A 26,593-nucleotide genomic window follows, 5' to 3' on the forward strand; every position below is an offset into this window, starting at 1 on the left:
CGCTACGTCATAGTTCTTGTCCTCCCCGCATACAATGTGGACAAACGGGCGGGAGGATGAAGGGATCATGAGAAAGGCAAAGAGAGCAACGTGGGTTGTAGCTAGTCTGGTCATTACGCTGGTGATTGGACAGTTTAGCGGGGTACGTGAGTATGTGAGTCAACTACGAGCCGGACACGGCACGGAAACGAGTGAGCCCGAGGCTGCAACGACGATGGCGATTGCAGCTTTACCTGATAATGCACTCATGCAGCGACTGCGATCAGATGCTGCCCGGCAAAGAAGAGAACCGGTTGATGCCAAAATCGACCGTGTATGGAAGGCTATTCCTGGCTATAACGGCTTGGAGGTTGACCTGGACGCTACTTATCGTAAGGCAATTGCGGCTCCAGACCGCCCCATACAATATGTGTATCGACAGCTTGCGCCCAAGGTACATTTGAACCAACTCGGCAATGTCCCGATTTACCGGGGAAATCCGGAGAAGCCGATGGTTTCTTTCATGATCAATGTGGCTTGGGGAAACGAGTATATCGTGCCTATGCTGGATACGCTGGATCAGGAAAAGGTCAAGGCTACATTTTTTTTCGATGGCAGCTGGCTGAAAAAAAACCCTGAACTCGCCAAAGAGATTCAGAAAAGAGGACATGAGCTTTCAAACCATGCCTATTCTCATCCGAATATGAGTCGTCTGAGCAAGGAAAGAGCTACACAGGAGATAGAGAAGACACAAGTGCTTCTTCAGGAAATTTTAGGTGTGAAAAATAGCTGGTTTGCTCCGCCGTCGGGCGATTTTAATCAAGAAACCGTTGATCTAGCAGCAGGTCTGGGGCTTAAAACAGTGCTGTGGACACTGGATACAGTGGACTGGAGACATCCTTCGCCGGAATCGGTAATTGCTAAAATCAGCAGCAAGGTCGAATCGGGATCACTGATTTTGATGCATCCGACAGATTCTTCATCGGCCGCTCTCAAAGGCATGATTCATGCCATTCGCAGCAAGGGACTGGTGCCCGGAACCGTCAGTCAGACGCTTTCCCCTGATCGGCAGCTACCTGCTCCGGTTGAGTGAACGTCTTTTTTCTGTTAGGATTGAACATTATGGCAAAGTTTGCAATTCAGTTTAGGAGGGCCAATCGTGGAAAGAATTCAACTCAAAAACGGCCTAAGAGTGGTCATTGAAAAAATTCCAACCGTGCGTTCCGTTTCTTTCGGCATCTGGGTTAAAACCGGCTCTCGAAATGAAACCCCGGACAATAGCGGTATTTCTCATTTTATTGAACACATGCTTTTCAAAGGAACAGAGCGTTTCGACGCGAAGGAAATTGCCGAGCAATTTGACGCCATTGGAGGGAATGTTAATGCATTCACTTCGAAGGAATATACGTGCTATTATGCAAAAGTACTGGATGAGCATCTGCCGATTGCGGTTGATGTACTGTCCGATATGTTTTTTAATTCTAAATTAGATCATGAAGAGCTGGCAAAAGAAAAAAACGTGATCCTGGAGGAAATCTCCATGTACGAGGACACACCGGACGATATGGTGCATGATCTCTTATCACGGGCCGCCTATGGCGACCATCCGCTGGCTTACCCCATTCTCGGTACCGAAAAGCATTTATTAGCTATGGACAGCTCCCATCTCAGCAATTATATGAAAGAACACTATACAATCGACAATACGGTCATCAGTGTGGCTGGTAATATTGATGATAGTCTGGTAGAGCTACTGGAGCGTCACTTTGGGCACTTTGATAACCATGGAACTGCTTCGCCCCTGACGGTTCCTGCGTTTAACGGTGAACTGCTGTATCATGAAAAGGCAACGGAACAGAATCATATTTGCTTGTCCCTGCCTGGATTTGCAACGGGTGACGATCTCCAGTATGCTATGGTATTGCTGAACAACGCGATCGGCGGCGGTATGAGCTCACGTCTGTTTCAGGAAATTCGGGAGAAGCGTGGGCTGGCTTATTCTGTCTATTCCTACCATAGCTCTCATGCGGACAGTGGTATGTTCACCATTTATGCCGGTACGGCTCCCAAGCAAACGAAGGACGTGCTGGATCTGACACTTGAGCTGTTGCAGGATGTGGCTGTCAAGGGACTGGATGATAACGAGCTTCGTAAAGGCAAGGAGCAGTTAAAAGGAAGCCTGATATTAAGCCTTGAGGGCACAGGAAGTCGGATGAATCGTCTTGGGAAAAATGAGTTGATGCTAGGTCAGCATTACACGCTGGATCAAATGATCGAACACATTGAGCAAGTGACAGCTGATGATGTGAACAAGGTACTGGACCGGATGTTCTCGGAGCCGTTTGCCCTGTCGATGGTCGGAGCGAGTGATTCAGCGGTTAAGGACATGAGGAGGGACTATTTTGTTAACTTACGTGGAGATTAACAGGTTAGAGGGCAATGAGGATATTGAGCTGCCCCGTAAAATGTCAGAGCTTGCATCCGGGTTTGACCTGTATGCTGCGGTACAGGAAGGCTTAGTGTTGGAACCCGGCAAGCGTTGTCTTGTTCCAACCGGATTGGCTATAGCGATGCCGGCAGGGCTGGAGGCACAAATCCGTCCGCGCAGCGGGCTGGCTCTCAAGCATGGTATTACCTGTCTTAACACACCAGGCACCATTGATGCGGATTATCGTGGGGAGATTAAGGTATTGCTTATCAATTTGGGCGAGGAACCTTTCACCATTACACGTAATGAGCGAATTGCACAAATGGTATTTCAGACTGTACCTGAGGTAGAGTTGAAGAAGGTAGACCGTTTGTCTGAAACAGTGCGTGGTGCTGGAGGCTTCGGTCATACAGGACGCTGAGTCTACAGTTTTCTTCAAACGACTGAATGTCACGGCTTGAATCGGCATTTTGGAGAATGTAACTGAATTGTCGATTTTAAGCTAGAGCATGAATAGCATATGAATATGGATACACATGAAAGCCGTCCCAAAAAGGGGCGGTTTTTTTGTGTTTCTTCACCTATCTATGGGTGGCTGCATAGACTAAAAGCATATCGTGTCTCGGAAAGGAGTGATCCGGATGCTAACAGGAATACGCATCGTTGTATTGGGTGGTGATGCGAGGCAGCTTGAGGTAATTCGAAAATGTGTAGACATGGATGCTACCGTCAGCGTGGTCGGCTATGACCAGCTTGAAGAGCCGCTCAGAGGAACATCGCGGGAGTCGTTGTCTGTCAAGCTGCTGGAATCGGCAGATGCACTTGTGCTGCCAGTTGTGGGGTGCGATGAGGGAGGCAATGTGAATGCACTTTTTGGATCGCAAAAGCTGCAGTTTCTGAATGAGCACGCTGCTGCTCTTCCACCGCACTGCGTCGTATATACGGGGATGGCGCGGACGTACTTAAAAGAAATTTGTTCCAGACATGATTTAAGGCTGGTGGAATTGCTGGAAAGAGACGATGTGGCCATATATAACTCGATACCTACGGCGGAAGGCGCACTGATGATGGCGATTCAGCATACGGATTTTACGATTCATGGTGCAAATTGTATGGTTCTGGGCATGGGACGGACTGGATTTACCATGGCAAGGGCGCTACAAGGATTGGGAGCCAGAGTGAAGGTCGGGGTACGTAGGGCAGAGGATGCGGCGAGAGCGGTGGAAATGGGCTGGAAGCCTTTTATGACAAGGGATTTGGCGGATGAGACTCAGGGAGTTGACTTGATTTTTAATACGATACCCTCTATGATTATCACAGCGCAAATCTTGTCTAAATTGCAACAGGCTACCGTGATTATTGACCTTGCTTCCGCCCCGGGCGGATGTGATTTCCGTTTTGCGGAAAAGCGTGGAATCACGGCCATGCTCGCCCCCGGCCTTCCCGGTATTGTCGCTCCCAAAACTGCTGGTGCCATTATAGCGAATACGTTGGTGCAGTTGTTAATGGAAGATAATCCTGATCGGGGTGATGCGTAATGAGTTGGCAAGGGAAAACGGTAGGTTATGCAATTACAGGTTCACACTGCACATTTGAAGAGGTTATGCCTGTTATACAGCGTTTTGTTGACGAGGGCGCGAAGGTCGTTCCCATTATATCCAATACGGTATTAACAACGGATACCCGCTTCGGTACTTCGCAAAGTTGGCAAAAACAGTTGAAAGATATAACAGGGAATGATATCATTTCTACAATTGTAGAGGCTGAGCCACTGGGTCCTTCCCAAATACTCGATGTACTGGTGATTGCACCTTTGACGGGGAATTCGATGAGCAAGCTGGCGAACGCCATGACAGATAGTCCGGTTCTGATGGCCGCCAAGGCGCAATTGCGCAACGGTCGTCCACTTCTTTTGGCCATATCAACCAATGATGGACTTGGTTTGAATGCTGCGAATATCGCCAAGTTACTGGTAGCCAAAAATATATTTTTTGTGCCGTTCGGACAGGACAATCCAGTTAAAAAGCCCAATTCACTTGTGGCTGACATGGAGCTGATTCCGGAAGCCGCTTATGCTGCTATGCAGGGCAAACAGCTTCAACCGATGATTGTGGAACGCAAGACTCCATGAAGTACTATAGTTAACTGCTGAGCATCCCTCGCCTAGAAGATGATTCGATGATGCATCGGGTCTAATTTCTTGTTGGCGGTGGATGCTTTCAGAATAAAAAAATGGTTTTTTAGTCGAGAAGGGGAGATACACCAGATGAGCAATAGAAAGTTTAATGTAGCTGTCGTTGGAGCCACAGGCGCCGTAGGAGAACAAATCGTAAATCTGCTGGAAAAACGGGATTTTCCTGTAGATAAAATTAAATTTCTTTCTTCGCCTCGTTCTGCCGGCACTTTAATTAGCTTTAAAGGTCAGCAAATTCCAGTAGAGATTGCAACCCCCGACAGCTTTGAAGGAATCGACATTGCCTTGTTCAGCGCAGGCGGAGACGTAAGTAAGGAACTGGCACCACATGCTGTTCGTCATGGCGCAGTATGCATTGACAACACAAACGCCTTCCGGATGGATCCTACAGCTCCTCTTGTCGTTCCTGAGGTGAACAGCGACAAAATTGCCAAGCATCAAGGGATTATTGCCAACCCGAACTGCTCCACCATCCAGATGGTAGCTGCTTTGAAACCATTATATGATCAGTATGGCATTTCCCGTATCATCGTATCCACATATCAAGCGGTGTCCGGGGCTGGAAGCCGTGCCATTGATGAACTGAATCGTCAAAGTGCAGCTATCCTTAACGGTGAAGAAGTTCAGCCTGATCTGCTGCCAGTCGGCTCATTGCCGGTGAAGCATCAAATCGCTTTCAATGCTATCCCGCAAATCGACAAATTCCAGGACAACGGCTATACACTGGAAGAAATGAAAATGGTACGTGAAACGAAAAAAATATTGGATGATGAATCCGTGGACGTAACAGCAACGTGTGTACGTATTCCTGTCGTATACGGACACTCGGAATCCGTCTATGTAGAGCTTAAAAAAGATTATGATTTGGAAGAAATCCGCAATCTGCTTTCTTCGGCACCGGGAGTAACCCTGGTAGACGATCCTGCTGCGCAGCTCTATCCGCTGGCATCCGAAGCCGCAGGGAAACCTGATGTATTCGTTGGACGTGTACGTCGTGATTTGGGCAACAGCCGTGGATTGAATCTGTGGGTCGTATCCGACAACCTGCTCAAGGGAGCGGCATGGAACGCAGTGCAAATCGCCGAGATTATTGCTGCAAATGCGGAATAACGTTCCTGAAGTAGGGAGTAAGATGGGGGAAGAGCGATGAGTATTTTAGTACAGAAATTTGGGGGAACCTCGCTGTCCACACCCGAAGCGCGTCAACTAGTGCTGGGACATGTGAAGCGAGAGCTGAAACAAAATTTTCAACTGGTTGTCGTTGTGTCGGCCATGGGGCGGAAAGGAGAGCCTTATGCCACGGACACGCTGCTCGATTGGGCGGCGTCTAACGGCGACAGTCTTCCTAAGCGCGAACGGGATTTACTGCTGTGCTGTGGTGAAATCATTTCTGCCGCTACATTATGCAGCCTGATGGAAAATGAAGGTATTCCTGCTACGGTGCTGACTGGGGCACAGGCGGGCTTTATTACGGATGATCAATACGGCAATGCTCGTATTTTGGATATAAAGCCAGACCGTATCGTGGAAGAGCTGAACCAGGGCCGTGTCGTCATTGTGACAGGCTTCCAGGGTCAGGCTGTAAACGGTGACATGACTACCTTGGGTCGTGGAGGCAGCGATACTTCCGCTACCGCTCTGGGTGCCGCTCTACAAGCGGACATGGTAGACATTTATACGGATGTGAACGGCATCTTGACCGCCGATCCGCGCATCGTGGAAAATGCAAAACCGCTTGCCCATGTCAGCTATACGGAGATTTGTAATATGGCTCATCAGGGGGCTAAGGTTATCCATCCCCGTGCTGTTGAAATTGCCATGCAGGCGAATATTCCGGTTCGGGTTCGCTCTACCTTTTCCGAAGGGGAAGGAACGCTGGTCACCCATCCGGAGGGCTTTAAGGACGTACAGGCAGACATCGTTGACCGTTTCGTGACCGGTATTGCGTATGTCGGCAACGTCACACAAATTACCGTAGAATTAAAGCCAGGCTCGGAGCATTTGCAATTACAAGTATTCAAATCCATGGCTGAGCATGGAATCAGCGTCGATTTTATTAATGTTACTCCATCCGGGGCGGTTTATACCGTGTTCGATGCTGATGGAAGCAAAGCGGTTGAAGTATTGAACGGTCTGGGCTTGGAGCCTAAAATTTTGGCAGGGTGCGCTAAAGTATCCGTCATAGGCGGCGGTATCAATGGGGTACCTGGCATTATGGCGACGATTGTAGAGGCATTGGCAGAATCAGACGTACAGATTCTTCAATCGGCAGACTCCAACACGACGATTTGGGTACTCGTTAAAAAAGAAGATATGGTGCAGGCTGTACGCGCATTGCATAATAAATTTGAACTCCATCAATAGGCGCAATGTCCGTGCTCGGACTTGCAAAAAAAGGAGGCAGCATGATGAACTTCGGCAGACTGATTACTGCAATGGTGACACCTTTTGATCAGCAAGGAGAGATTGACTGGACTGCATTGTCCTCGTTGATTGATTATTTAATAGAAGAACAACAGTCGGAGTCTCTTGTCGTATCAGGAACGACGGGCGAGTCTCCTACCCTGAGCGATGATGAAAAAATCAAGTTGTTTGCATTTACTGTAGAAAAAGCAGCCGGACGATGTAAAATCATTGCCGGTACCGGTAGCAACAATACACGTCACTCCATTAATCTGACCCGTGCTGCGGAACAGGCGGGTGTAGACGGTGTTTTGCTAGTAGTGCCCTATTACAATAAACCGAATCAGGAAGGGATGTATCAGCATTTTGAAAGTATTGCAAATTCCACATCTCTTCCAGCCATATTGTATAATGTACCAAGCCGTACCGCAGCCAGCCTGACCGTGGAAACGACGCTGCGTCTTGCTCAAATCCCTAACATTGTAGGAACCAAAGAATGCGCGTCGTTGGCGCAGGTCACACAGATTGCAGCCGCAGCTCCGGAAGGGTTCTTCATTTATTCGGGGGATGACGCTTCTGGGTTGCCTGCTATGGCTGTAGGGGCTTATGGTATTATCAGCGTGGCGAGTCATGTAGTAGGCACAGAAATGAAGCGGATGATTGATGCACTTGTAGGGGGACACGCACAGCAGGCAGCAAAATTGCATCAGCAGTTGTTTCCGGTTTTCAAGGGTTTGTTCGGCTGTCCTCATCCGCTGCCTAATCCGGTGGCTGTAAAATATGCATTGGAGTTACGGAATGTTTCCGTAGGTTCTGTTCGGTTGCCGCTTATTCCTCCTACCGAAGAGGAAGCGGAATTTATTAAGAACTTATTTGCTCGCTAATCGGGAAAAATGAATTTTAATTGTTAAATGATACGGGGAGTACCCTTGTTAAAGGTAGCCGGGAGCAAAGAATCCGGAGGATTTTTATAGCCTTGACAAAGTACTCCGGCATGAGGGCGTTCTTATAGGGCGCCCTTTTTGCTGTACCTTTTAACCATGTATCAAGATAATTGAACAGGGAGTAATGGTTTTAGACGGCAGTGGGAAACCTATGCGCAACGAACAGGATGACTTGTTTTTTCTTATTTTAATCATGTATAATGAGGTCAAGTGACTGGGTGCGGTATTCTTTTGAAAATTAAATAAATAAATCAAGGTACGACGTCCAACTACCATAGGAGGTTTAGATTCATTTGTCTAAAAAAACAAACAACGATAAATTGATGATTTTCGCTTTGGGCGGCGTCGGTGAAATCGGGAAAAATATGTATGTCGTTCAATACGGCAATGACATTGTCGTGGTGGATTCGGGTCTGAAATTCCCGGAAGAGGACATGCTTGGCATTGATATCGTTATTCCTGATATTTCCTACCTTACGGAGAACCGCGACAAGGTAAGAGGCATTGTGCTGACTCATGGTCATGAGGACCATATCGGCGGTTTGCCTTACGTGCTGAAACATTTGAATGTACCCGTATACGGTACCAAATTGACGCTGGGGCTGGTGGAAAACAAGCTGAAGGAAGCGAATCTGCTTGGGGAAACCAAACGTATATTGATCAATGCTGATTCCGAAATCAAGCTGGGTTCTACGCTGAAAGCAACATTCTTCAGAACAAACCACAGTATTCCAGATTCTGTAGGTGTATGCATTGATACTCCTGAAGGTGCTGTTGTTCATACAGGTGACTTCAAGTTTGATCATACTCCAGTTAACGGACAATATGCAGATTTGCAGCGTATGGCTGAAATTGGCACACGTGGCGTACTGGCACTTTTGTCAGATAGTACCAATGCGGAAAAACCAGGCTTTACCCCATCGGAAAAAAGCGTCGGCATCGTGCTGGAAGACATTTTCCGTAAGTCGAAACAGCGTGTAGTTGTAGCTACTTTTGCTTCCAACGTACACCGTATTCAGCAGGTCATTAATGCTGCTGAATCGACAGGACGCAAAGTGACGGTTATCGGTCGCAGTATGGTTAATGTCGTAGGGATTGCATCTGATTTGGGCTATTTGGAAATTCCGGATGGAATGCTGATCGAGCCTGAGGAAGTTGGCAAAATGTCAGCGGATCGCGTAGTTATTCTCTGCACAGGTAGCCAAGGCGAGCCGATGTCTGCTCTAACAAGAATGGCGCGTTCCACACATCGTAAGGTGGATATTCTTCCGGGAGATTCGGTTATCATTGCAGCTACACCGGTACCGGGTAATGAAAAATACGTCGGTCGCACGATTGATGAACTGTTCCGTTTAGGTGCCAATGTTTATTACAGCGCAGCTAATCCGGGAATTCACGTTTCCGGACACGGAAGCCAAGAAGAACTCAAACTGATGTTGAATCTGATGAAACCTAAATTCTTCTTGCCAATTCATGGTGAGTTCAGAATGCAACGTCGTCATGCCCTCCTTGCCGAATCGGTAGGTGTAGAGCCGGACAACATTTTCATCACAGATATCGGTGAAGTTATTGAAATTCAGAACGGTGGAGCACGCAGAGCTGGTAAGGTTACAGCGGGCAACGTGTTAATCGACGGACTGGGTGTAGGAGATGTAGGGAATATCGTATTACGCGACCGCAAATTGCTGTCACAGGACGGTATTTTGGTTGTTGTTGTCACCCTGAGCAAGCAGGACGGCACGATCAAGTCCGGACCGGATATCATTTCCCGTGGTTTCGTATATGTTCGTGAATCGGAAGGTTTGCTGGATGAAGCGAATCGCATTGTCTCAAGCACACTGCATAAGCTCATGAGCGAGAATGTAAATGAATGGGCTTCCCTTAAAACAAACGTCAAGGATGCGCTGGGTCGCTTCTTGTATGAGCAAACTCGTCGCAGACCGATGATTTTGCCAATCATTATGGAAGTGTGAGTCAATTGAAATTTGCTCAAAATCCTGAATTAAAAACTTAAGTCACAGGCACACAGTCGCCTCTCTTCCCGCAGGAAATATTGGACGGTTTCCGCGGGAGGGGAGGCTTTTTTGGCTTTTCCGGGTGAGGAAAGAAGGAAAGCCATGGGGGCGAGTATAAAATATTCCATTTCCATCCCATACTATAGGGTGAACACGGGTCACAAAGACGCGTAAAGCGAAAGGAAGGTCGCCCACATGGAACAATACAGCAATCTATTATCCGGCAGACAAGAAACGGAAGCACCGGATCAACCTATGCCTGAAGTTGGGCAAAGACCCATTTCCCCTGCTATGGAGGCCTTGCAGCAACTGGGACAAACCTCCATGCCCGGAAGCGAATCCAATATTTTTTGCATGACAATCATTGGTCAGATTGAAGGACATCTGGTTTTGCCACCGCAAAACAAAACGACCAAATACGAGCACATTATTCCCCAGCTGGTAGCAGCGGAGCAAAATCCACATATTGAAGGCTTAATGATTCTGCTGAATACAGTAGGTGGGGATGTCGAGGCAGGGCTGGCTATTGCTGAAATGATCGCTTCAATGAGTAAACCGACGGTGACCATTGTCATTGGAGGCGGGCATAGTATCGGTGTACCTATCGCTGTCTCGTCCACCTATTCTTATATTGCCGAGAGCGCGACGATGACCATTCACCCGATTCGTATGAATGGCTTGGTTATCGGAGTTCCACAAACGTTTGAATATATGGAAAAAATGCAGGAGCGTGTTGTACGTTTTGTGGTTTCCCATTCGCGTATTACCGAGGAGCGGTTTAAGGAGCTTATGTTTAAAACCGGTGAACTGAATCGGGATATTGGTACTGCGGTTGGGGGAGCCGATGCAGTGAAATATGGCTTGATGGACGCGGTTGGTGGCATCGGAGAAGCATTGAAACAACTGAACACCATTATTGAATCTCGACGTCAGCAAAATGGGATTACAGGGACTCAGCAGCAGACTCCGTTCGTGCCTTTCCCCCCCAATGCTACAGATACCTCGACTGGAACGCTTCCTAATGAGCATAGTGGGGAGTTGCCTCAATGACATTATATACCGTAATGCCAATGGAAATGGTGTGGGAGGGCATGTGGAAGGAGGCGGAGGCGTTTGCAGAGATTCGGGTTGACGGTTTACTTATGCAGGTGCAGCCGCTCGAAAGTCGCAGAGGGATTATCGTGCGATTGCTAGATTGTCCGCTGGAGACTTACCTTAATCCGCGTTATGCACCTGGACAAGTCATCGAATGGTCGTAGAAGGTGTCGAATAGGACGAAAATAGGTCGTTTAATGTTGGAAAAGAACATATGTGCGGATACCTGGTGACGTGGTATAATATTCTTCTGGGGGGTGACCTTGAATGTCCAGAAGAAGGAAAAGGAAAAAGAAAGCCGCGTTTGGCGGAGTTCTAAAATTCGAAGTTTACGGCATTGTGCTGATTACATTGGCGGTCATTGCGCTGTCGGGTGAAGCGGCAGTCGGTCGGTCGCTTTCCAAGATGTTTGGGCTGGTACTGGGGAAGTTTTATTTTGTCATACCCCTGATTGGCATTTATTACGGTCTGATGGTGATGATTCACCGCAAATGGCCAAATCAGTGGAACTCACGTAAAACGGGGCTGTTGCTACTGGTATTTGCCTTTACGCTTATGAGCTCTATTTCATCTATGGAGCAGCGTTTGGGGCCGATTAATGCACTTCAACCAGGCGGGGTGATGAGCCAGATACATATAGATATGCGTGAGCAGTTGCTGTCGCCTGACAAGGAAGGCCATACCTCAATGCTGAATAAGGATATTAGCGGGGGGTACATCGGCGCATTGCAGCTTACCGTGCTGTTGTGGCTGTTTGGTCTTATGGGTGCCAAGCTGATTATGATTGTAATGTTTGTGATTTGTTTTATGCTGCTGACCCAGCTGTCTTATGTGGATCTGGTGCGAATTGTTCGGACGAAGCTGCTGGCGGCAGGGGGAAGCGTTCGAAAAAAATGGATTGGTAAAGCCACTCCACTTTCGGCATCTGTCAGAGGTACTGGGAATAAAAAAATCAAGTCCGAGACGATTCCTGCGTATGAGGAAGATATGGATGATGATTTTGATGAAATGCAGCCTCCTGCACGTAAGCAGCCGATTTTCTTTCAGCTGTTTGGTCTTAAAAAACCGGCTGGAGAGGACAAGTATGATCGTTCCGTTCATGCTGATGAGGTTGATCATGAGCCTGCTTATGAAGCTGAGGAAGCACAGCCCTTATGGAGAGACGCCAAGCAAGCAGAAGAATTGCCCGATACTGTTGAACACTTAGAGGAGGAAGCTTCTGTTCCGATAAAAAGGTCACCGATCATTCGGGATTTCTTCGAGCAGGTGAAGCATGAGGAAAAAAGACCTGAGGATGAATCAGAGGCATCCTTGGCTGGGTCAGAGCAGACGGATTCATCTTATGATGAGTCGCTGGATGACAACTTTATAGATGCCGCTGTGAACACAGACACGGACGGTATGGCAACAATAGGTCATAATACACCGGACAGTGCAGACGGACGGGCCCAAGTGAATGCAACGGGGACGTCAGGCGAAGAGACTGAGGGCACAACTGCGGCCATTCCTACTCCACCGCCACCCAAGCCGTACAAGCTCCCTTCGTTCCGTTTGCTTTCCAAGCCACAAAACGTGGGCAAGGGTCTTGGGCAAAAGGATTACATGCAAACGGCACGCAAGCTGGAGGCCACATTGGAAAGCTTTGGCGTACGGGCAAAGGTACTGGAGGTTGTCCGTGGACCTGCGGTGACTCGTTATGAAATTCAGCCGGACATTGGTGTGAAGGTCAGCCGTATTGTGAGCCTGACGGATGACATTGCGCTTGCGCTGGCTGCGAAGGATATTCGTATGGAGGCTCCAATTCCAGGCAAATCGGCTATTGGTATTGAGGTTCCGAACAACGAGGTTTCTATTGTAACAATGCGTGAGGTTATGGAGACGACCGTTTTCCAGGAATCTGTATCCAATTTGTCCATCGCGTTCGGACGTGATATTGCAGGACAGACGATTGTTGGTAATTTGGCTAAAATGCCCCATTTACTTGTGGCCGGAGCAACCGGTTCAGGCAAATCGGTGTGTATTAACGGTATTATCACGAGTATTTTGTACAAGGCGAAGCCGGATGAGGTTAAATTTCTCATGGTCGATCCAAAAATGGTGGAATTGAACGTGTACAACGGTATTCCGCATTTGTTGGCACCGGTCGTTACCGATCCGAAGCGCGCTTCACTCGCTTTGAAAAAAATTGTAGTAGAAATGGAAAAACGTTACGAATTATTTTCCAAATCAGGAACCCGTAACATAGAAGGCTATAATAATTTGATGAAAGACAATCCTGCTGCGTTCCTGCCTTATATCGTCGTTATTGTGGACGAGCTGGCGGATCTGATGATGGTAGCTGCGGGGGATGTGGAGGATGCGATTGCAAGATTGGCCCAAATGGCGCGTGCCGCAGGGATACATCTTATCATTGCAACGCAGAGACCGTCGGTTGACGTAATTACCGGAGTTATCAAAGCCAACATTCCTTCGCGTATTGCCTTTGGCGTGTCCTCGCAGGTAGATTCCCGTACAATACTGGACATGGGTGGGGCTGAGAAGCTGCTTGGGCGTGGGGATATGCTGTTCATGCCGATGGGTGCTTCCAAGCCGGTTCGCGTTCAAGGAGCGTTCATGAGCGATCAGGAAGTGGAGAACATCGTTAACTATGTGCGTGAGCAGGGCGAAGCACAATATGATGAAACGCTGGTACCGGAGATAGAGGAAGTATCGGCTAATGCCGATGAAATGCTGGATGAGTTGTACGATCAGGCTGTCAACATCATTTTGGAGGCCAAGCAAGCATCTGTATCTCTGCTTCAGCGCCGCATGAGAATCGGCTATACACGTGCGGCCCGGTTGATTGACTCTATGGAGGCTCGTGGTGTCATCGGTCCTTATGAGGGAAGTAAGCCCCGTGAGGTGCTTATTTCATTGGAGCAATATCAGCAAAACAAAGTCAGTTCCTGACCATAGGCTTTACCGAAAATCGTATCCAAAATCGCTGTTTGTAAGTATGGTGGTTGTTTAAATCCGACAACACTAAGCGTACAGACAGCGATTTTTTTTGTTTTTTTTAAGGAATAGGAGTGGCCGAATGAAAGAAGATTAAAAGGGTGAATAGCTTTAAGCAGAGCTTGTCATAATAAACGTAGCCATCCTGTTAATCCAACAAAAGAAAGGTAGAGCGCAGCATATGAAAAAGACAATGGTCTGGATTTGCACGGGTATTCTCGCAGCCTCGGCTATCACGTACACAGGACTTATTGCGAACGTCTCTGCGCAGCATGCAGAGCCGCTGAGCACACAGCAGGAAGTACAAGCAACACAGCCTTCCCAAGCGACATTTAGCACAGAGGCGGTTAATTACGGTTCCTACGGTCAGGATGTATATGAACTGCAATCCCGTTTGAAGCTGTTGGGCTTTTTCGGGGCGGAAGTGGACAGTCATTTTGGCAGCAGTACATTGAAGGCTGTTAAGGGCTTTCAAAAAGAGTTTGGTATCACCCCTGACGGAGTGGTTGGGGCAAAAACAAAGCTAAAGCTGGTGAATGCAACCCCTAATTGGAAACCGACGGAAACGCCTTTACATCGTAAAAATGAGGCTTCTGCTCAGGGGAAGACAGCGGATAATAATAAACCGGATCAAAAAGATGAAACAATGGGATCAGCTAATACGATGGGACTGTCTGACAACGATCTCAAAATTATGGCTAACGCAGTCTATGGTGAATCCCGTGGCGAGCCGTTTGAAGGACAGGTTGCTGTGGCGGCAGTTATTTTGAACCGGGTCAAATCCCCCAGCTTTCCAAACACACCGTCTGGAGTGATTTTTCAACCGGGGGCCTTTACAGCGGTAGCTGATGGTCAAATCTGGCTCACGCCAAATGAAACTGCAACAAAGGCAGTTCGCCAGGCACTGAACGGCTGGGACCCAAGCGGAGGCTGCCTCTATTATTTTAATCCAAAAACAGCCACCTCCAAATGGATTTGGAGCCGCCCGCAGGTAAAGACGATTGGTCAGCATATTTTCTGCATGTAAACCACCGAAGCAGCCGGGAGCTTGTCTCCGGTTGCTTCTTGGCTTTTGCATCGTTAGAATAAAGATTGGCACACTTTACCTCCTTACAGGAAAAAGATTTACAGCGGCTCATGCTAATCAAAGGCTAGACGAAATTGACGTAACAAAGGAGTTTTGGACTTGAACAAAACAGGTTTCGAGCGTGGGACGCGCAGACAATTAAGGATTCATGTACTGCCAACCAAACGCTTCAAGACGTTTGCCATATCATTGTATGTAGGTACTCCACTACGAGAGGAAACGGTAACCCGAGTCGGACTGACCCCATTCGTATTGCGAAGGGGTACAGAATCATATCCGCAGACTACACAATTCAGAGAACAATTAGAGCAATTGTATGGCGCGGGCTTTGGATTTGATGTATATAAACGCGGAGATTATCAAATCGTGCAATTTCGCATGGATACGATTAATGACAGCTTTGTCAACAGCTCGGACAGCTTGCTGGATCGTTCATTTGCTTTTCTCGGAGAGGTGTTGACAAAGCCTGCATTGGAGAATGGAGCATTTCACACCGGATACGTCCAGCAGGAACGGGAAAACGTACGTAAGAAGCTGGAATCTATAGTCAATGATAAAATCCGTTATGCTGGAGAGCGCTGCATGGAGGAAATGTGCAAAAATGAGCCTTATCGTCTGCATCCCCTCGGTCAGCGGTCTGATCTGAATAGTATAGATGCGCAAGGCTTGTATAAAGCTTATGGAGAATGGCTAAATAACGCCAACATGGATTTGTATGTGGTTGGAGATACAACGCTGGAGGAAGTGGAGAAGTTCGTAGACCGCTATTTCCAATTGAACCGTTCTGAAGAAAAGGGATATGCTCATGAACAACCAAAAGCGGTGGAGCGTGATGTACAAACGGTGGTGGAGCGTCTTGATGTAAATCAGGGCAAGCTAAACATGGGACTGCGCACCCCGATTACGTATGGTGACGATCGATACGCCTCCGCACTGATGTACAACGGGATTTTAGGTGGTTATCCTCACTCCAAGCTGTTCGTCAATGTGCGGGAGAAGGAAAGTTTGGCGTATTACGCCTCATCACGGTATGACGGGCACAAGGGCATAGGGACGATTCAATCCGGTATCGAAATACCCAACTATGAAAAAGCGGTTACCATTATTCGCAAGCAACTGGAAGATACGCAAAATGGTGCGATTACCGAGCTGGAAATGACCCAGACACAGGCGATGATCCGCAATTTATTGAAGGAAATGCAGGATTCCGCTTTTGAAATGATCGCTTACGATTTTAACAGACAGCTTTCCGGCAAAGATCGGACGGTAGATGAGTTGCTGAGCCAGGTGGAAGCTGTCAAGGTGGAGGATGTTCAGGATGCCGCCCGGACGTTCCGACTGGACACCATTTATTTCTTGAGAGACCAGAAGGGGGAATAGCGGGTGGAGCACATACCTTATGAGCATTTGCAGGAAACGCTGTACTATGAAGTGATGGATAACGGATTGCACGTTTATGTGTTGCCCAAACCGGGATTCCAGAAGACATACGCTACATTTTCGACCAAATACGGCTCAGTCGATAATCATTTTCGTGTGGAAGGTCAGCAGCCGGTTAAGGTGCCGGATGGCATCGCCCATTTTTTGGAGCATAAAATGTTTGAAGAGCCTCAAGGTGATATTTTCGCTACTTTTTCCTCCAATGGGGCATCGGCCAATGCATTTACGAGCTTTGATCAAACGGTATATTTATTTTCCGCAACCGAGCATATTCAGGAGAATTTGACCACATTGGTCAATTTTGTACAACACCCTTACTTTACAGATGAAAATGTGGAAAAGGAAAAAGGCATTATCGGTCAGGAAATCAATATGTATGAGGATAATCCGGACTGGCGGAGTTACTTTGGCCTGATCGAAGCGCTATACAAGGTCCATCCGGTGCATATTGATATTGCGGGTACCGTTCAATCCATCAGCACGATTACGAAAGAAACGCTGTATAGCTGTTATGAGGCTTTTTACCACCCGAGCAATATGATTCTTTTTGTGGTAGGCGGAGTGGATCCGGCGGAAGTAATAGAACTGGTGCGTAACAATCAGGCGAAAAAGGATTACAAGCCGCAAGGAGAGATTGAGCGTATTTTTGACGAAGAGCCTGCTACTGTGGCAGAGAAGCGTCGTGAGGTAAAACTGGCGGTTTCTCTCCCTAAGCTGTTGTTCGGATTCAAAGAAGCCAAGGTAGGTCTCACGGGTGGGGAACTGCTTCGTCATGATCTGGAAACCAAGTTGATGCTTGATCTTTTGTTTGGTTCCAGCACGCAGCTGTATCAAAAGCTCTACGATGAAGACCTCATTTCAGATAGCTTCGGCCATGAGTACAACAGTACACCGCAGTATGCGTTCTCTGCTATCGGTGGAGATACAAAGGACCCGGATGGGCTGTTGGCGCGGATACGTGAAGAGGTGAGCTCCATTCAAAAACAGGGCTTCACGGCAGAACATTTTGAACGGGCACGTAAAAAGAAAATCGGCGGTTACCTGCGTATGCTTAATTCGCCCGAAAATATAGCGCATGAGTTTACGAGACACCGCTTCCGGGATAGCGATTTTTTCCAATTGCTTCCGGTCTATGAAAGTATTACACTTGAGGATGTTAACCGTCGTCTGAATGATCATATTCAGTGGGATCAGATGGCCATATCGCTGGTGGTGAGTCCGTAATGCCCAGGGAGAGGGAACCGATAACCACCAAGGATGGGGAATTAAAAGCCCTTGGCGATACGACTGTGCTGATCACAGGAGCAAGCGGCGGGATTGGAGCGGCTATTGCGGAGCGTTTTGCGGCTGTTGGGATGAATGTGGTCATTCACTACATGAAGTCCCATGAAAAAGCGAATGAAGTTGCCCGCCGTTGTATGGCTTATTCAGGCAAGGTGATGACCGTGTCAGCGGATCTGCGGAGCAAGGAGCAGATTGAACGCATGCGGGAGAAGCTGGAGAATCACGGAATGAAGCCAGATATTCTTGTGAATAACGCTGGATTATCTCATTATGGATTGCTGACAGATGTGTCGGAAGAGGAATGGGATGAAGTGATGGCCGTCAATGTGAAGGGAACCTTTTTGTGTACGCAGGTTTTTATGCCGCACATGATTTCCCAACGCTATGGCCGTATCGTGAATGTGTCTTCTGTATGGGGAATATGCGGCGCTTCGTGCGAGGTGCTGTATTCCACCACCAAAGGCGGGATCAACGCATTCACTAAAGCACTGGCTCAAGAAGTTGCACCTTCCGGCGTAACGGTAAATGCGGTAGCTCCGGGTGCAGTGGATACGTCTATGCTGGATCATCTGGACGAAGGGGAAATTTCCAGTCTCGAAGAAGAAATCCCTGCCGGTCGATTGGCTCGGCCTGATGAAATTTCATCACTGGTTTATTTTCTGGCGCTTCCTGAATCTGGTTATATTAACGGGCAGGTCATTAGTCCTAACGGAGGATGGGTGACTTGACGACAAGTACAGTGTTTGGAGGAAATCACCAGTATAGAGTGTACCTGAGAAGAACATATTATAACTGTTGATTTTAAATCTGAATCATCTAAGGAGGATTTAAGTATGTCAACAGTTGTTCAGAATTTCGATACCTGGAAGAAGTTCCTTGGTCAGCGTGTGGAACAGGCGGAGAAGCTGGGAATCAGCCAGGATACCATTTCAGAGCTTGCTTATGAAATCGGTGATTTTCTGGATGAGAAGGTCGATCCGGCCAACCACTCCAACCGCGCACTGAAAGAACTGTGGGGAGTTGCCGATGAGGACGAGCGTCACACTATCGCCCGGCTGATGGTCAAATTAGCCAAAAGCAACGCATAAGCAGGAACCAACATGAAAAGCTCCCTTTTGGGGGCTTTTCTGTAATGGTTACAGAGCTGTTCTTGTAATTCCTTTGTAATTTATATATCATAAACGTGATTGAGGCTTATGCGATTGTGTTGAATACAGGAAGCCTTTAGGGTCTCAATAATTGGTTTTGTCGAATGGTGTTATTCTATGATACAATAAGGCTTTGATTTGGAAATGTTAACGGTTTTGAATGTGAATGAGGTGCTAACGTGACGGAGGAATTGAAACAGTGGTACATGGAGTACAAGATACATAAAAATCGTCCCGGATTGCTGGGAGACATTGCTTCCATGCTTGGTATTCTGGGGGTTAATATACTGACGATCAACGGTGTTGAAGGCGAAAGACGGGGGATGCTGCTGGAAACGGACGATGACGAGAAGATACGCATTCTGGGAGATACTTTAAAAAAGGCCAGCAATATTACAGTTACGGCCTTGCGCGCTCCGAGGCTGGTCGATATATTGGCAGTAAGACACGGACGTTACATTGATCGGGATTCGGACGACCGCAAAACATTCCGCTTTACACGCGACGAGCTTGGGTTACTGGTCGATTTTTTGGGTGAAGTATTAAAGAGGGATGGAAATCAGGTGATTGGACTTCGCGGAATGCCTCGTGTGGGTAAAACCGAATCCATCATTGCCAGCAGCGTATGCGCCATGAAGCGCTGGACTTTTGTGTCTTCAACGCTCTTACGGCAGACGGTGCGGAGTCAGCTATCCGAAGAGGAAATGAACCCTAACAATGTATTTATTATTGACGGCATTGTGAGTACAATTCGGTCAAATGAAAGACATTATCACCTGCTTCAGGAAATTATGAGCATGCCGAGTACGAAGGTTATCGAGCATCCTGACGTTTTTGTGCGTGAATCGGGATACAGCTTCGACGATTTCAATTTCATTATTGAACTTCGCAATAATCCGGCTGAGGAAATTATTTATGATACCTTTACAGCCAGTTATACTGAAGATCTTTAAATAAGCGTAATTATACAAGGAGATGATGACATGTCAGAACTGGGTCAGCAATTAAAGGAGGCCCGGCTGCAAAAAGGATTGAGCCTTGACGATGTTCAGGAAATGACGAAGATACGCAAACGTTATCTGGAAGCCATTGAGACGGGCGATTACAAAGTGCTGCCGGGAAGCTTTTATGTCAGAGCTTTCATTAAAACGTACGCTGAAACAGTGGGTTTAAACCCCGACGAGATTCTGGAAGGACATAAAAGCAATGTACCTGAACCGGAGCCGGAAGCTGTCATGGAGCCTGTGACACAGAAACGCTCCAGCCGTCCCGCTACGATTGGAAACCTTAAGTGGTTGCCGACTGCTTTAATGTGGCTTTTTCTGGTTCTCATTGTTGGGGTTATTTATGCATATTGGGTGAGTAACAATCATACAGCTCCAAAAACAGCCGAGAATACAACGCCGATTACGACACCGATTACGTCCACTCCAAACAGCACCAAGGAGGGAACCACGACACCGCCGCAAAATACGACGACAACCCCTCCTCAGGGAAGTGCTCAGACGACCACGCCGAATAACGGTCAGACGGCAGCTCCAAATGGTGGCGGCGGACAAACCACTCCTGATGTTGGGCAAACGGGGCAAACCCAACCATCGGGAGGTACAGGAACGGATACGACCACTCCTGACAGTAGCCAACAGCCCAATACCACTACTCCGCAACAAGGTGTAACCGTGGCTCAGGATGGCAAGCAAGGCAAAACGACGATTTTTAAAGTGTCCAGTACAACCGGAGCTACAGTCAAAGTTGATATTAAGGCAACGGGAGAAAGCTGGCTTGAGGTATACAAGGGGCAAAACTCCCGTGGTGAAAAGCTGAGTTATGGCATGACCAAAAGTGGAGATGTCATGTCCTTTGATATAGGCCCGGAAGGCTTGTATATCAAATCAGGACGCTCTTCTGCCACGGATATTTCCGTAGCAGGCCAACCGATAACAGATAATAAATCGACGACTCGGGTTTTAATACAGCAAGGAGAAGCTTCTTCGACCGGAACGAGTGCCGGGGTGAGTGGTACTACTACGGATTCGAATACAGGCAGTACGGGTTCAACTCAGAGCGGTATAGATTCTTCGACTACTGGCGGTGAATAAACCCTCTATTGCGCGGAAATACTAATGACTGTAATTCATGGAAAGCCAGTCATTTCATTTTCCGCAAAGTGAGGTGTATACATTATGACCGTCAGCTGGATTGTGACAGGGCTTGGTATCATTGTCAGCCTGCTTGGTTATTATCTGACCCCAAGCGCATGGGGCTATGGCATACTGGGCTTTGGTCTTGCACACATTGTGCTGGGACTTCTGGATATGTTCCGGAATCCATCCCGTAGCCATAGTTAGAAAAGTTTACAGCTTGAATGAAATAAAGGCGTTTTTGTCCTTAACTGGCAAGAGCGCCTTTTTAGTGAGCGGATTATTGGATTTTTGTAATTGACTAGCCTATAATTAGTTATTGAACTTTGTTGTGGAAAGGAAAGTGAAACGATGGCTTCAGAAAATTCATTTGATATCGTCTCCAAAATGGATATGCAGGAATTGACCAATGCGGTTCATCAGACGGAGCGTGAAATTGAAACACGATTTGATTTTAAGGGGAGCAAAAGCAGCCTTAAGCTTGAAAAGGAAGCTCTTACAATTGCATCGGAGGACGAATACAAGCTCAATGCGGTAATTGATATTTTGCAATCTAAAATGGCCAAGCGCGGTTTATCTCTTAAAAACGTGGAGTACGGGAAGCTGGAGCCGGCGTCTATGGGTTCAGTGCGCCAGCGTCTTGCACTCAAGCAGGGGATTGATCAGGATAATGCCAAAAAAATTAACATTCTTATCCGGGACTCCAAGCTGAAAGTGAGAAGTCAGATTCAAGGTGATCAGATCCGCGTGACCGGAAAAAACAAGGATGATTTACAAGCGGTCATTCAGTTATTGCGCAAAGCGGATCTACCATTGGAACTTCAATTTATGAATATGAAATAAAGCCGTTTTCCCTTATGTAGATTGCAAGAAAAAATGATGCTTGATACGCCGGCAGGTTATTTTGACATGCGTTTTGCACCATATTATACTTGTAACGAAAATGCAGATGATCAGGTGTATAGCGGTATTCAAAACGATTTACATAGGATTGAATTCAATCCGAAAACTGCCATTTTTAATCAAGTACGATAATCAGGGGAGAGTGTGTTGTGAATTTACCCAACAGAATTACAATAACGCGGATTTGCCTCATCCCGGTAATGATGCTGGCCTTGCTGGTGGATTTTGATTTCTATCCGCCGCCGATTGAGATCGGAGCTTTTGAGCTGCCGTATAATCAGTTGATTGCGGCTATCATTTTCCTCATAGCCGCCAGCACGGATGGCCTTGACGGATACTTGGCCCGTAAAAATAACATGGTCACCAACTTGGGGAAATTACTGGACCCTCTTGCGGATAAGCTTCTGGTAACTGCTATTTTGGTCTCTTTGGTGGAAATGGGCAAAATTGATTCGTGGATTGTTGTTGTCATTGTTAGCCGTGAGTTTGCGGTTACTGGTCTGCGTCAGATTGCTTTATTGGATGGCTCTGTGGTCGCTGCAAGCAATTGGGGCAAATTAAAGACCATTATCCAGATCGTTGCCATTGTAGCGTTACTCATTAATAACTTCCCGTTTGTTTTTCTGGGTATTCCGTTTGATTTAATAACGATATGGGCCGCTGTGTTGATCACCATTTATTCGGGGATTGATTACTTTGTAAAGAATATCCATTTGCTGAGTTCCTCCAAAGTTTAACAGGATAAATTTTATGGAAACAGCAATAGGGACTAAACTTATTGCTGTTTCTTTTACATAATTCTCACAACATTCGCTCTACAGGAGGCAGAAACGATGAAAGCTGAAATCATCGCAGTAGGTACTGAATTATTGCTCGGACAAATTGTGAATACAAATGCCCAATATTTGTCACAAGAGTTGGCTACGATTGGGATTGATGTATATTTTCAGACGGTTGTTGGCGATAACATGGATCGGCTTCAGGAAGCGGTGCGTCTGGCTCAGAAGCGTGCGGATATTATTTTGTTCTCGGGCGGTTTGGGACCGACTCAGGATGATTTGACGAAAGATGCAATCGCCGCTGTGCTGGGGCGTAAATTGCATATAGACCGTCTCGCTATGGATAAGCTGGAACAGTTTTTCCGTAATCGAGGGGTAGAAATGACCGAAAATAATCGGCGTCAAGCGCTTTCCATTGAAGGGGCTACCCCGCTTGGAAATGAGACAGGTCTGGCTGTGGGCGATGCGATTGCACAGAATGGTAAATATTATGTGGTTTTGCCTGGACCGCCGAAGGAACTCAAGCCGATGTTTGAGAATCAGGCAAAACCTTGGTTGCTCCAGCAAGCACTGAGCGGTGAGGAACTGCCGATTTATTCAAAAATGTTAAAGTTTGCAGGAATCGGTGAGTCAGCTCTCGAAACCCGCTTATTGGATCTGATCCAATCACAGACAGACCCGACGATTGCTCCTTATGCCAAGGAGGGAGAGGTCACAATCCGTATATCCACCAAGGCGGCCAGCGAGAGCGAGGCACTGGTCAAGCTTGGGGCTACGGAAGCAGAAATTCAACAGCGTCTTTCGGAATACATGTATGCGAGCGAGGACGTCCCGCTGGAGAAGGTTATTGTGGATTTGATGTCCGATCGCGGACTGACTGTTAGCGCGGCGGAAAGCTGCACAGGTGGAATGCTAATGGAGCATATCACTTCCGTCCCGGGTAGTGCAGCTATGTTTCAGGGAGGTATCGTGTGTTATTCCAATGAAATGAAGAAGAAGCTGCTCAACGTGCCGCATGATTATCTAGAGGGGGACAATGCGCCCGGTGCAGTAAGCGAGGAGGTAGCTCTTGTACTTGCGGAGCAGGCAAGAATGGTCACGGACAGTGATTTCGGACTCTCGGTTACTGGTGTAGCTGGGCCAGGATATTCTGAGCGGAAGCCGGTTGGTCTGGTTTATATCGGTATTGCTGAGCGTGACAAAGAAACTGAGGTATACGAGCTGAAACTGAGCGGGAATCGTGAAACGATCCGTCTGCGGTCTGTTAAGGCAATCCTGTACAGATTATGGCGCAGACTGGTGGAAAATGAGCAGCTCTCTTAATGAGCTGTATCTGACGCGAGTTTTCATAGAGTTGTTTTAGGTAAACGACTAATGATATAATCATATTATCGGAAGAACCGTTGCAAAAGCCTTTTTGCCTGCGGTTCTTTTTTGATTTATGAGACAAATGGAAGCATAGAAGAGAACTGACTAACAAAAAAAACGAATGTATGTTCGAAAAAATGCTTGGCAAGCGTGTCAAAACAAGGTATTATTAAAGTACAAACAACGAAGGATGTGAGTTTATTGTCAGATCGTCGTGCTGCGCTGGATATGGCGCTCCGTCAAATAGAAAAGCAATTCGGTAAAGGTTCCATTATGAAGTTAGGTGAGTCCACACATATGCAAGTGGAAACCTCTCCCAGTGGTTCGATTGCTTTGGATATTGCGTTAGGAACGGGCGGCTTCCCGAGAGGCCGAGTTATTGAAATATATGGACCGGAATCGTCCGGTAAAACGACAGTAGCACTTCACGCTATCGCAGAGGTACAAAAAGCAGGCGGACAAGCCGCCTTTATCGACGCTGAGCATGCGCTTGATCCGTCGTATGCCAGCAAGCTGGGTGTTAATATTGATGAGCTGTTACTATCGCAGCCAGATACAGGGGAGCAGGCACTTGAGATTGCCGAAGCGCTTGTACGTAGTGGGGCAGTGGATATTGTTGTTGTTGACTCTGTAGCAGCACTTGTGCCGAAGGCGGAGATTGAAGGAGAGATGGGAGATTCCCACGTTGGTCTTCAAGCCCGTTTGATGTCACAGGCATTGCGTAAGCTGTCCGGTGCTATTAACAAGTCGAAAACGATTGCTATCTTTATTAACCAATTGCGTGAAAAAGTAGGCGTTATGTTCGGTAATCCTGAAACGACACCAGGCGGACGTGCTCTGAAATTTTACTCCACTGTACGTTTGGATGTCCGTCGTATTGAGAGCTTGAAAATGGGGAACGACATTGTAGGTAACCGCACACGTATTAAAGTAGTGAAGAACAAGGTGGCACCTCCTTTCCGTCAGGCCGAGGTGGATATTATGTACGGCGAAGGCATCTCCAGAGAAGGCAGCTTGATCGACATTGGCACAGAGCATGACATTGTTGACAAGAGCGGAGCCTGGTATTCCTATGAAGGTGAGCGACTCGGTCAGGGACGTGAAAATGCAAAGCAATTTTTGAAGGAAAATCCGAACATTGCTAGTACGATCGAGCAAAAAATTCGTGTGGCCAGCAATCTGATTACGACGGTAGCTCCCCCGACAGAAGAAGAGTTGGCACAGCAAGCCAAGGAAGAGCAGGAATTGCTGGAGCTTGAATAAAGCTTAGTTAATGCCTGGTTTGTGAATGAAGCCGGGGTTATGGCACAGTCTGTTTGAATAGCATGATTCTGATGCCCTGCACAGTTGTGCAGGGCATTTTTGCATCGAATATGGCCTAATGTTAGCTGACATTTTACTGATGCGTGGCGGGCGTTCTCGGCTTGCCTTCGTGAATATCAAAGTGAGGGAAGCACATTGCAATTGGAAGATGAAGGTGGACATATTTCGAAAGAAGATAAGCAGCAAGGTATTTTCCTTTTTCCCGATCATGAGGAATTGATGATTACGAGGGTGGAACAGGGACAGGGCAGGAAACGCGGAAGATACACGATTCATTTTGGTCCGTATTCATTGTCCATACTGGAAGATGTAATGATCAAGTTCAATATGTTCAAGGGAACGACTTTTGTCAAAAAGGAACTGGAAGAAATCGTTCTGGCGGACGAAAAGCAACAGGCGTATGTGCAGGCACTTCGTTATTTGGGACGAAAGCCGCGTACACGTCAGGAGATTGAGCAGCGTTTGACGCAAAAGGAAATGGGTCAAGCTGTAATTGCTGAGGTATTGGACCGTCTGGAGCGGGAACAACTTGTGGATGACGATCTGTACGCCCGTCAGTGGGCAAGGCAACGCATAACGAGCCAACGGAAGGGGAAGATGTGGGTAAGGCAGGAACTGCGTCAAAAGGGCATTTCTAAAGCCTCTATCGGGGAAGCTTTAGATGAGGTCAGCGATCAGGAGGAATGGGAGAGTGCTTTGATAGTCGGACGCAAGAAATGGAATCAGGTGCGTGGAGATATAATGGAGAAAAAACGGAAAACGTACCCCTTTCTCATGAGACGCGGGTACTCGGGGGATATGACACGCCGCGTAGTTAATCATCTTACGATGGCCGAGCAAGACGGGGCTTCCGATGACGAGGAATTATCACTGTGGGATGAATAGCTTCAAACAGCCGGGCATCCATTAGCTGGCATAGGCGAACAGGATGAGCTGGTTATCACATGGAAAGCCACATGGTAATCTACTAAAGTTTGCATTCCCTTGACAATGCCATTTGTCAAATAATAAAATATATATGAAACGATGCTTGTGGAACACCCTTTTTCCTTCCAAAAAAGTGGAGTC

At 47.3% G+C, this 26,593-nt stretch carries 25 protein-coding genes; all 25 read left to right on the plus strand.

Annotated elements, in window-relative coordinates; all coding sequences use genetic code 11:
• Positions 1 to 67: 67 nt before the first annotated feature.
• The 25 genes from C1I60_RS16820 (at position 68) to C1I60_RS16935 (ending at position 26,410) form a co-directional block, all read left to right on the plus strand.
• Positions 68 to 1,072, plus strand: a complete 1,005-nt coding sequence (locus C1I60_RS16820) for a polysaccharide deacetylase family protein (protein ID WP_170970829.1) — start codon at positions 68 to 70, stop codon at positions 1,070 to 1,072.
• 66 nt (positions 1,073 to 1,138) lie between these two features.
• On the plus strand, positions 1,139 to 2,404 hold the full coding sequence (locus tag C1I60_RS16825) for a M16 family metallopeptidase (RefSeq protein WP_137062759.1): 1,266 nt from the start codon (positions 1,139 to 1,141) through the stop codon (positions 2,402 to 2,404).
• Positions 2,382 to 2,828, plus strand: a complete 447-nt coding sequence (gene dut, locus C1I60_RS16830) for a dUTP diphosphatase (RefSeq protein ID WP_137062760.1) — start codon at positions 2,382 to 2,384, stop codon at positions 2,826 to 2,828. The genes C1I60_RS16825 and dut overlap by 23 nt, the downstream gene beginning before the upstream one ends.
• A gap of 220 nt (positions 2,829 to 3,048) precedes the next feature.
• Positions 3,049 to 3,945, plus strand: coding sequence for a dipicolinate synthase subunit DpsA (gene dpsA / locus C1I60_RS16835; protein ID WP_137062761.1), 897 nt, complete (start codon positions 3,049 to 3,051; stop codon positions 3,943 to 3,945).
• Positions 3,945 to 4,538 carry a dipicolinate synthase subunit B gene (locus C1I60_RS16840; protein ID WP_044644831.1) on the plus strand — a complete coding sequence of 198 codons (594 nt, stop codon included), beginning with the start codon at positions 3,945 to 3,947 and terminating at the stop codon, positions 4,536 to 4,538. The genes dpsA and C1I60_RS16840 overlap by 1 nt, the downstream gene beginning before the upstream one ends.
• A 135-nt stretch (positions 4,539 to 4,673) precedes the next feature.
• Positions 4,674 to 5,711, plus strand: a complete 1,038-nt coding sequence (locus tag C1I60_RS16845; protein WP_137062762.1) for an aspartate-semialdehyde dehydrogenase — start codon at positions 4,674 to 4,676, stop codon at positions 5,709 to 5,711.
• Positions 5,712 to 5,747: 36 nt separating this feature from the next.
• Positions 5,748 to 6,965 carry an aspartate kinase gene (gene dapG / locus C1I60_RS16850; protein ID WP_137062763.1) on the plus strand — a complete coding sequence of 406 codons (1,218 nt, stop codon included), beginning with the start codon at positions 5,748 to 5,750 and terminating at the stop codon, positions 6,963 to 6,965.
• A 41-nt stretch (positions 6,966 to 7,006) separates the two neighbouring features.
• Positions 7,007 to 7,888: a 4-hydroxy-tetrahydrodipicolinate synthase gene (dapA, locus tag C1I60_RS16855; RefSeq protein WP_137062764.1), complete on the plus strand. Its 882-nt coding sequence runs from the start codon at positions 7,007 to 7,009 to the stop codon at positions 7,886 to 7,888.
• Positions 7,889 to 8,241: 353 nt separating this feature from the next.
• Positions 8,242 to 9,921 (plus strand): ribonuclease J, encoded by a 1,680-nt coding sequence (locus C1I60_RS16860; RefSeq protein WP_044644827.1) that lies wholly within the window; start codon positions 8,242 to 8,244, stop codon positions 9,919 to 9,921.
• A gap of 237 nt (positions 9,922 to 10,158) precedes the next feature.
• On the plus strand, positions 10,159 to 11,013 hold the full coding sequence (locus C1I60_RS16865; RefSeq protein WP_137062765.1) for a ClpP family protease: 855 nt from the start codon (positions 10,159 to 10,161) through the stop codon (positions 11,011 to 11,013).
• Complete coding sequence (locus C1I60_RS16870) at positions 11,010 to 11,222, plus strand: YlzJ-like family protein (protein WP_137062766.1); 213 nt, start codon at positions 11,010 to 11,012, stop codon at positions 11,220 to 11,222. Before C1I60_RS16865 ends, C1I60_RS16870 begins: the two co-directional genes overlap by 4 nt.
• A gap of 103 nt (positions 11,223 to 11,325) precedes the next feature.
• A complete protein-coding gene (locus tag C1I60_RS16875; protein ID WP_137062767.1) occupies positions 11,326 to 14,007 on the plus strand; it encodes an FtsK/SpoIIIE family DNA translocase in 2,682 nt (893 codons plus the stop codon).
• 226 nt (positions 14,008 to 14,233) lie between these two features.
• Complete coding sequence (sleB, locus tag C1I60_RS16880) at positions 14,234 to 15,079, plus strand: spore cortex-lytic enzyme (RefSeq protein ID WP_137062768.1); 846 nt, start codon at positions 14,234 to 14,236, stop codon at positions 15,077 to 15,079.
• 159 nt (positions 15,080 to 15,238) lie between these two features.
• Positions 15,239 to 16,519 (plus strand): EF-P 5-aminopentanol modification-associated protein YfmF, encoded by a 1,281-nt coding sequence (gene yfmF, locus C1I60_RS16885; RefSeq protein WP_137062769.1) that lies wholly within the window; start codon positions 15,239 to 15,241, stop codon positions 16,517 to 16,519.
• A gap of 3 nt (positions 16,520 to 16,522) precedes the next feature.
• Positions 16,523 to 17,803 (plus strand): EF-P 5-aminopentanol modification-associated protein YfmH, encoded by a 1,281-nt coding sequence (gene yfmH / locus C1I60_RS16890; protein ID WP_137062770.1) that lies wholly within the window; start codon positions 16,523 to 16,525, stop codon positions 17,801 to 17,803.
• Positions 17,803 to 18,591, plus strand: coding sequence for an elongation factor P 5-aminopentanone reductase (gene ymfI / locus C1I60_RS16895; protein WP_137062771.1), 789 nt, complete (start codon positions 17,803 to 17,805; stop codon positions 18,589 to 18,591). Before yfmH ends, ymfI begins: the two co-directional genes overlap by 1 nt.
• A 105-nt stretch (positions 18,592 to 18,696) precedes the next feature.
• A complete protein-coding gene (locus C1I60_RS16900) occupies positions 18,697 to 18,951 on the plus strand; it encodes a DUF3243 domain-containing protein (RefSeq protein ID WP_014281144.1) in 255 nt (84 codons plus the stop codon).
• Positions 18,952 to 19,190: 239 nt separating this feature from the next.
• Positions 19,191 to 19,964, plus strand: a complete 774-nt coding sequence (locus C1I60_RS16905; RefSeq protein ID WP_235332175.1) for a DUF3388 domain-containing protein — start codon at positions 19,191 to 19,193, stop codon at positions 19,962 to 19,964.
• Positions 19,965 to 19,994: 30 nt separating this feature from the next.
• Complete coding sequence (locus tag C1I60_RS16910; protein ID WP_137062772.1) at positions 19,995 to 21,110, plus strand: RodZ domain-containing protein; 1,116 nt, start codon at positions 19,995 to 19,997, stop codon at positions 21,108 to 21,110.
• Between the two features lie 84 nt (positions 21,111 to 21,194).
• Positions 21,195 to 21,359, plus strand: a complete 165-nt coding sequence (locus C1I60_RS24550) for a hypothetical protein (protein ID WP_170970830.1) — start codon at positions 21,195 to 21,197, stop codon at positions 21,357 to 21,359.
• Between the two features lie 144 nt (positions 21,360 to 21,503).
• Positions 21,504 to 21,995 (plus strand): YajQ family cyclic di-GMP-binding protein, encoded by a 492-nt coding sequence (locus C1I60_RS16915; protein WP_137062773.1) that lies wholly within the window; start codon positions 21,504 to 21,506, stop codon positions 21,993 to 21,995.
• 209 nt (positions 21,996 to 22,204) lie between these two features.
• Positions 22,205 to 22,792 (plus strand): CDP-diacylglycerol--glycerol-3-phosphate 3-phosphatidyltransferase, encoded by a 588-nt coding sequence (gene pgsA, locus C1I60_RS16920; protein WP_137062774.1) that lies wholly within the window; start codon positions 22,205 to 22,207, stop codon positions 22,790 to 22,792.
• A gap of 96 nt (positions 22,793 to 22,888) precedes the next feature.
• On the plus strand, positions 22,889 to 24,157 hold the full coding sequence (locus tag C1I60_RS16925; protein WP_137062775.1) for a competence/damage-inducible protein A: 1,269 nt from the start codon (positions 22,889 to 22,891) through the stop codon (positions 24,155 to 24,157).
• 246 nt (positions 24,158 to 24,403) lie between these two features.
• Positions 24,404 to 25,465 carry a recombinase RecA gene (gene recA / locus C1I60_RS16930; protein WP_137062776.1) on the plus strand — a complete coding sequence of 354 codons (1,062 nt, stop codon included), beginning with the start codon at positions 24,404 to 24,406 and terminating at the stop codon, positions 25,463 to 25,465.
• A gap of 195 nt (positions 25,466 to 25,660) precedes the next feature.
• On the plus strand, positions 25,661 to 26,410 hold the full coding sequence (locus tag C1I60_RS16935; protein WP_137062777.1) for a regulatory protein RecX: 750 nt from the start codon (positions 25,661 to 25,663) through the stop codon (positions 26,408 to 26,410).
• Positions 26,411 to 26,593 lie beyond the last annotated feature (183 nt).

It is taken from the genome of Paenibacillus terrae, assembly GCF_005217525.1.
In the GTDB taxonomy this organism is placed as follows: Bacteria; Bacillota; Bacilli; order Paenibacillales; family Paenibacillaceae; genus Paenibacillus; species Paenibacillus terrae_C.

Excerpts from the sequence above, each read along its gene's own strand:
- C1I60_RS24550 (WP_170970830.1), top strand. The coding sequence starts at position 21,195 with ATGACCGTCAGCTGGATTGTGACAGGGCTTGGTATCATTGTCAGCCTG.
- C1I60_RS16870 (WP_137062766.1), top strand. The coding sequence starts at position 11,010 with ATGACATTATATACCGTAATGCCAATGGAAATGGTGTGGGAGGGCATG.
- C1I60_RS16840 (WP_044644831.1), top strand. The coding sequence starts at position 3,945 with ATGAGTTGGCAAGGGAAAACGGTAGGTTATGCAATTACAGGTTCACAC.
- C1I60_RS16845 (WP_137062762.1), top strand. The coding sequence starts at position 4,674 with ATGAGCAATAGAAAGTTTAATGTAGCTGTCGTTGGAGCCACAGGCGCC.
- ymfI (WP_137062771.1), top strand. The coding sequence starts at position 17,803 with ATGCCCAGGGAGAGGGAACCGATAACCACCAAGGATGGGGAATTAAAA.
- C1I60_RS16865 (WP_137062765.1), top strand. The coding sequence starts at position 10,159 with ATGGAACAATACAGCAATCTATTATCCGGCAGACAAGAAACGGAAGCA.
- dapA (WP_137062764.1), top strand. The coding sequence starts at position 7,007 with ATGATGAACTTCGGCAGACTGATTACTGCAATGGTGACACCTTTTGAT.
- dpsA (WP_137062761.1), top strand. The coding sequence starts at position 3,049 with ATGCTAACAGGAATACGCATCGTTGTATTGGGTGGTGATGCGAGGCAG.
- C1I60_RS16915 (WP_137062773.1), top strand. The coding sequence starts at position 21,504 with ATGGCTTCAGAAAATTCATTTGATATCGTCTCCAAAATGGATATGCAG.
- C1I60_RS16875 (WP_137062767.1), top strand. The coding sequence starts at position 11,326 with ATGTCCAGAAGAAGGAAAAGGAAAAAGAAAGCCGCGTTTGGCGGAGTT.
- C1I60_RS16925 (WP_137062775.1), top strand. The coding sequence starts at position 22,889 with ATGAAAGCTGAAATCATCGCAGTAGGTACTGAATTATTGCTCGGACAA.
- C1I60_RS16820 (WP_170970829.1), top strand. The coding sequence starts at position 68 with ATGAGAAAGGCAAAGAGAGCAACGTGGGTTGTAGCTAGTCTGGTCATT.
- C1I60_RS16900 (WP_014281144.1), top strand. The coding sequence starts at position 18,697 with ATGTCAACAGTTGTTCAGAATTTCGATACCTGGAAGAAGTTCCTTGGT.
- dapG (WP_137062763.1), top strand. The coding sequence starts at position 5,748 with ATGAGTATTTTAGTACAGAAATTTGGGGGAACCTCGCTGTCCACACCC.
- C1I60_RS16910 (WP_137062772.1), top strand. The coding sequence starts at position 19,995 with ATGTCAGAACTGGGTCAGCAATTAAAGGAGGCCCGGCTGCAAAAAGGA.
- sleB (WP_137062768.1), top strand. The coding sequence starts at position 14,234 with ATGAAAAAGACAATGGTCTGGATTTGCACGGGTATTCTCGCAGCCTCG.